The sequence below is a fragment of the Giesbergeria sp. genome (assembly GCF_028686475.1).
Lineage (GTDB): Bacteria > Pseudomonadota > Gammaproteobacteria > Burkholderiales > Burkholderiaceae_C > Simplicispira.
The window spans coordinates 1-5,433 of sequence record NZ_JAQUCA010000049.1; the positions used below are offsets into that span (position 1 = coordinate 1).

The window sequence follows — 5,433 nt, forward strand, 5'->3', positions numbered from 1 at the left end:
AAGAACTTCTTCCAGTCCGAACGAACTACCACGTGTTCTTGCGGATACACGAATGAGGTAAGAAAAAAGGTAGATAGCAATATGATGAAGAATCGGATTATCATTAAGTTTCCTTTGATGCCCAACGCCTAAATTAAGCCGCGCTGAAAAGCGTCGGCTTGGATGGCTGGTTAGGCTTACATAAAAGAAACAGCATGATAACCACTTACTATATCAAGCGCTACCAAGTGCATCGGTGCGAACAATGGGGGACTCAGGTCTCATCGTGCTGCACGGATTTACTGAGAGCCACGTCACGCGGCAGGCGTTATCCGATTATCTGGGAGTTGGTAAGCACCGGCCAGAAGCTTACCCCCGCCGAAGTGCAGTGCATTATGAAAGTTTACCCAGTGTGCAAATTCCAATGCGATGCTGATTTGGCTGATAAGGCTATTCAGCGCAGGCGCAGAAAGGCATTGCATGTTATACGGCCTAACGCCCAAGTTCACGGGCTGGCAACAGTCCCGTGCAACGGTGGGTTAGAACAATCCATAAACCAACAAACAACGCTATGACCAAACAAGAATTACTGCGCCTAGTGCGCCTGCTGTCAGCAATTGAATCTTGGGGGCTTTCGCAAGAAAAGCGAATGCCTGATTATCTACACGACGATTTGAGCGCAACAATAGATGCTGTTGGGCAAGCATTGCTTGGGCCTGACTTGTCATCTAACGCCTGAATTAAGCCGCGCTGCAAAGCGTCGGCTTGAATGAATTGTTAGGCTACCACCTTGCGCCACGCCCGGCACGAGTTGGAATTGCCGAAAATATCGCGACTTGGGACAGACCCCATTGGCTCGATTAGATGAGAGTATTTATTAAGTTGACCTGAAAGCTGCTGATGAACTGTCATGAATGGCTCACCATTTTTGCAGTAAGCCGAAAGCGCTTGAACATAAGCAGGCTGATTGCGCTGAGCAAGCCTGAGGATGAACTCATGGCTGGTAAATTCAGTTGGCATGTCCGAGATAACAGCCGGGAATAACGCATAAAGCTCGGAAAAGTCGTGAAGCGACATTCTTATTTACCTTTAAAGACCTAACGAACTAAGGTAAGCGGCGGCTAGAAGCCGTCCGCTTGAGCGCAAGGTTAGAACCCAAGCCCACACAGCAGCCACCCAAGGCCAGCAGCATAGCCGGAAAGCCGAGCCTGCACCAGCGCCAATAGGACACCGGAAAAACCGAGCCACAAAACCAAAGGCAAAACCTACTTTGGGAACACTGGCACAAGCAAAACCGGATTTTTAACAGGCGCGGAATAAGCACGACCGTGGGCAAGTGCTAACGCCTGAATTAAGCCGCGCTGCAAAGCGTCGGCTTGAATGAATTGTTAGGACTGAAAACTGAAAGGAAGAGTAATGGAAAACGACCTTACATATATTGAGAGTTTGGCAAAAAAAGCCACAAAAGGCCAGTGGATAGCCGTCGGAAGTTTGGTGGAAAACACAAGCGACAGCTTGCCAGATATTGTTTGCACACCGCATGATTTTGACCGAGGCCCCAGAGATAGCTTAAAGCAGCGAGAAATGGATGCACTTTACATTGCAGCAGCGCAGCCAAAACTGATTTTGGAGCTGATTCAGGAACTGCGGGCGCTTCGCCGAATTGTTGGCGCTAACGAACTAAGGTAAGCGGCGGCTGGAGGCCGTCCGCTTGAGCGCAAGGTTAGAACCCAAGCCCACACAGCAGCCACCCAAAGCCGACAGCATAGCCGGAATAACGAACCAACACCAGCGCCTATAGGACACCGGAAAGAACTAGCCCAAAAACCAAAGTCAAAACCTACTTTGGAAAAGCTGGCGACAACAAAAACTGGATTTTGACGCGCTTGGAATAAGCACCACGGTGGGCAGGTACTAACGAACCAAAGTAACCGGCGGCGAAGCCGTCCGCGTTGACTGCCGCGTTAGAACCCAAGCCCACACAACAGCCACCCAAGGCCAGCAGCATAGCCGGAAAGACGAACCTACACCAGCGCCAATAGGACACCGAGAACGCCGAACCAAACGACCAAAGGCAAAAACTACTTTGGAAAAGCTAGCAACAACAAAAACCGGATTTTGACGAGCTTGGAATAAGCACGACCATGGGCAAGTGCTAACGCCCCGAGTTCAGCCGACGCGAAGCGGTCGGCTGGAATGAAAGGTTAGAACATGACAAAGATATTTGAAGTGCGAATCGCAATGTATGCCGTCGTAGCCGCAGACAACGAAAACCACGCATACGAAGTCGCCAGGCGCAATGCCAGCCCAATATTGTCAGACGACGGCAACCCGTATATCGATGTACTTTGTGAGGCCAAGACACTTCAAGACCTTGGCCATGGATGGAATGGCGATTGTTTGCCGTATGGCGGCGATGGCAAAACGACATTGTCAAAATTGTTGAAATCTAACGCCTAAGCTCAGGCGACCGCCGCCGCCACTGAACTTGAATCAAACCGAAAAAGCCCGACGGCGGCGGGTCGCCCTGGAGCGCAAAGTTAGATAAACGGTTTATTTCTTTGGTGGACACCCAAAGACCATCCAATATTTAACTTCAGCAAAAGGCTCTTCTTCTAAAGTGTAGCATCCACCAACCTTGCAAACCTTGGTTAAATCTGTGTTACTGCCTTCGGAAGTTGATTTAAACTCCAATGCTCTAAAATATATATCTGCAACAGATACTTTAGCTTGCTCTGAAGTTCCCCATGCAACACCATCTTTAATGGATGTTACTTTGAATCGATTAACCCATGCCGATCTGCAATCTTCTGAAGACCCTCTTGTATAAAGGTTATCACCTACTTCTAAACCCTCATATTTGACCTCTGCCATAGATTGAAGAGATAACAAGCAAAGAACAGAGCCAACAATAGATGTATATCTTTTTTTCATGCAAAAACCTCCAATTTTATCTAACGGACAAGATAAGCCGCCCGCAGCATGCGGGTCGGCTTGAGCGCCGGGTTAGACCCAAAGCGCAAAAACGAAAGTGACCGCACAGGCCACGGACTAAAAAAACAAGAGCTGCCAGCGCTTGCTGCAAAAGGGCTAGAGGCCAAAAAAGCTTGAAACTGGCACACCCCATGCAGGCGAAGCCCCAGCAAACGCCAAACACCCAGCGGATAAACGCTTGCGAAGGTAAATGGCGCTTGAATATTCATGGGCTGAAATGGGCAGGAATAAAAGGCAGGCTAACGATTATGCTCAGCGGCGCGCGCCTTTGGCGCGTCCGCTGGAGCATTTTGTTAGGCTAACTCTCATCATGCGAAATAAGGAATTTTCTAAAATCATTAACCGAGATATGTACAAACACTTTGAAAAACTCGGTCACATGCTTTTTTGTTAAACCTCCGTTTGCCAACAAGTCGGATTCAAGAACAGGATCTTTGTCTGAATTTAAATATGCACGAGACAATCGTTTTGTGCGGTTCCATTCATTAATATCCTCGTAAGATACTTTTACACCGCCTGCCCCATAATAGGCTTGAAGGTCACCATCACTTTTGTTGAAAAGAACGTACGTGCTACCGTCAACTTTCACCTTTATTACCCCGTCTTTTAATTTTGTTACGGCACTGTATCCCTCGTCTTTAATGATTTGAATTATTTCAGCATCGGAATACTTCTTTGCTAATGTTTGCTCTGCATTTGCATGAAACGGTAACAACAAGCTAAATGCCATTAAAGCGGTAATAATACGTGCTTTCATCGTTTTCTCCATTGTGGCCCATGATTTTCTTGGTTAGACATGCCACATAGGCCAATTTGACAAGCCTAACGGGCGAGGTAAGCCGACCGCCGAAGGCGGGTCGGCTTGACCGAAATGTTAGAGCCAGAAGCCAAAACCGGTAACTTGGATTTGGCGACGGGCACGAACTGCGAAAAAACACAGCGCCACCGAGGCGGCGCAGAACTACGAAAACGATAGCTGCTTGCGCTTGCTACGCAAGGGCTTAAAGCCAAAAAGGCTGGAAAACGATGGAGCGCCAGCAGGCGAAGCCCAGAGAAACGACAAACCAAGCGCTGCACAACGCTTGAGAAATTGAATGCCGTTTGAATAAACATGGGCTAAAGAAATTGGTTTTCAGTGGTGCTAACTAGGATTAGCCGACTGCCCCACGCAGGCCAGCAGTCGGATAAAATAACACCATCCTACCCTATCCATAGGAAAACGCCAATAGCTAACCGTTTAGACAAACCTAAATTTTGCGGATGCCTGCCTCGTCCTACACCCCCAACACCGATGCTCCGCGCCAGCCCAAACTGCTGGAGCGTATGCGTATTCGCCTACGCACGCAGCATTACAGCATTCGCACCGAGCAAGCCTATGTAGATTGGGCGCGGCGTTTCATTTTGTTTCATAAAAAACGCCATCCACAGGAAATGGGTGCCGCCGAGGTAGAGGCTTTCTTGAGCTATTTGGCCGTGGAGCGGCAGGTATCAGCCTCCACGCAAAACCAAGCCAAGGCGGCACTTTTGTACTTGTACAAGCAGGTGTTGGGCATGGATCTGCCTTGGCTCGATGAAGTGGTGCAAGCCAAGCGCCCCAAGCGCCTACCGGTGGTGCTAACGCCGTCCGAAGTGCGCGAGCTGCTGCTACACATGGAGGGCACCACCGGCCTGATTGCCCAATTGCTCTATGGCACCGGGATGAGGCTGCTGGAGGCACTGCGCTTGCGCGTGAAGGATGTAGAGTTTTCTCGGCGTGAAATCACCGTACGCGAGGGCAAAGGCAACAAAGACCGGATCACAGTGCTGCCAGAAAACCTACTGGTTCCATTGCGGGCGCAGTTAGAAAAAGCACGGGCATTGCATGAAAAAGACTTGGCCGCAGGGCTGGGCCGGGTCTATCTACCCCATGCGCTGGCCGTCAAATACCCCGAGGCGGATCGAAGCTGGGCTTGGCAATGGGTGTTTCCATCGCCGGTGCGCTCACTCGACCCGCACCCGGATGCACGCACAGGTACAGCGGTGGAGCGCCGCCACCACATTTATCCCGAGTCGGTACAGCGTGCCGTGCGCGAGGCAGCACGATTAGCCCGCATCGACAAGCCTGTCTCGCCCCATGTGCTGCGCCATTCATTCGCCACACACTTGTTGCAAGCAGGTTACGATATTCGCACGGTACAAGAATTGCTCGGCCATGCCGATGTCAGCACCACCGTCAACTACCCCGACCTGAAGGTCGGAGCTTGGAAGGCGAAAGCTTTGCAAGTTCGGGTTGACCAGACCCAGCGCCCCGGATGCCTTAATCCGGGCTTCATTGCCGAGTAGAGCGGGCGCTACGTTGTGTACAGGTGCGAAGACTCACCTTGGGATGCTTCCTCAGTCCCAAGCTCTGAAAGTTCCGGTTGCAGACAAGCGACAGGGTAAGCACGAAACGGATCGGAACCACCCGCAAGGGCAAGCCGG

General features: G+C 50.5%; 9 protein-coding genes. 4 read left to right on the forward strand and 5 right to left on the reverse strand.

Features of this window, described 5'->3' with window-relative positions; genetic code table 11:
• Nucleotides 1-550: 550 nt before the first annotated feature.
• Nucleotides 551-718, forward strand: a complete 168-nt coding sequence (locus PHX60_RS15670) for a hypothetical protein (RefSeq protein ID WP_300079658.1) — start codon at nucleotides 551-553, stop codon at nucleotides 716-718.
• Between the two features lie 38 nt (nucleotides 719-756).
• On the opposite strand, the gene PHX60_RS15675 is transcribed toward PHX60_RS15670, so the two are convergent.
• Nucleotides 757-1,056 carry a hypothetical protein gene (locus tag PHX60_RS15675; RefSeq protein WP_300079660.1) on the reverse strand — a complete coding sequence of 100 codons (300 nt, stop codon included), beginning with the start codon at nucleotides 1,054-1,056 and terminating at the stop codon, nucleotides 757-759.
• A gap of 339 nt (nucleotides 1,057-1,395) precedes the next feature.
• Between PHX60_RS15675 and PHX60_RS15680 the strand changes: the two genes are divergently transcribed.
• A complete protein-coding gene (locus PHX60_RS15680) occupies nucleotides 1,396-1,668 on the forward strand; it encodes a hypothetical protein (RefSeq protein ID WP_300079662.1) in 273 nt (90 codons plus the stop codon).
• 522 nt (nucleotides 1,669-2,190) lie between these two features.
• Nucleotides 2,191-2,439 (forward strand): hypothetical protein, encoded by a 249-nt coding sequence (locus PHX60_RS15685; protein ID WP_300079664.1) that lies wholly within the window; start codon nucleotides 2,191-2,193, stop codon nucleotides 2,437-2,439.
• Nucleotides 2,440-2,532: 93 nt separating this feature from the next.
• Here the strand turns inward: PHX60_RS15685 and PHX60_RS15690 are convergent, their stop codons facing one another.
• The 4 genes from PHX60_RS15690 to PHX60_RS15705 form a co-directional block, all read right to left on the reverse strand.
• Nucleotides 2,533-2,913 (reverse strand): hypothetical protein, encoded by a 381-nt coding sequence (locus PHX60_RS15690; RefSeq protein ID WP_300079667.1) that lies wholly within the window; start codon nucleotides 2,911-2,913, stop codon nucleotides 2,533-2,535.
• Nucleotides 2,914-2,933: 20 nt separating this feature from the next.
• Nucleotides 2,934-3,182, reverse strand: a complete 249-nt coding sequence (locus PHX60_RS15695) for a DUF1010 domain-containing protein (protein ID WP_300079669.1) — start codon at nucleotides 3,180-3,182, stop codon at nucleotides 2,934-2,936.
• An 89-nt stretch (nucleotides 3,183-3,271) separates the two neighbouring features.
• Nucleotides 3,272-3,730 (reverse strand): YbjN domain-containing protein, encoded by a 459-nt coding sequence (locus tag PHX60_RS15700; protein WP_300079671.1) that lies wholly within the window; start codon nucleotides 3,728-3,730, stop codon nucleotides 3,272-3,274.
• A gap of 65 nt (nucleotides 3,731-3,795) precedes the next feature.
• Nucleotides 3,796-4,086, reverse strand: coding sequence for a DUF1010 domain-containing protein (locus tag PHX60_RS15705; RefSeq protein WP_300079673.1), 291 nt, complete (start codon nucleotides 4,084-4,086; stop codon nucleotides 3,796-3,798).
• 147 nt (nucleotides 4,087-4,233) lie between these two features.
• Here PHX60_RS15705 and PHX60_RS15710 point away from each other — a divergent pair, with 147 nt between their 5' ends.
• Nucleotides 4,234-5,295 carry an integron integrase gene (locus PHX60_RS15710; RefSeq protein WP_300079675.1) on the forward strand — a complete coding sequence of 354 codons (1,062 nt, stop codon included), beginning with the start codon at nucleotides 4,234-4,236 and terminating at the stop codon, nucleotides 5,293-5,295.
• The last annotated feature ends 138 nt before the right edge of the window (nucleotides 5,296-5,433 follow it).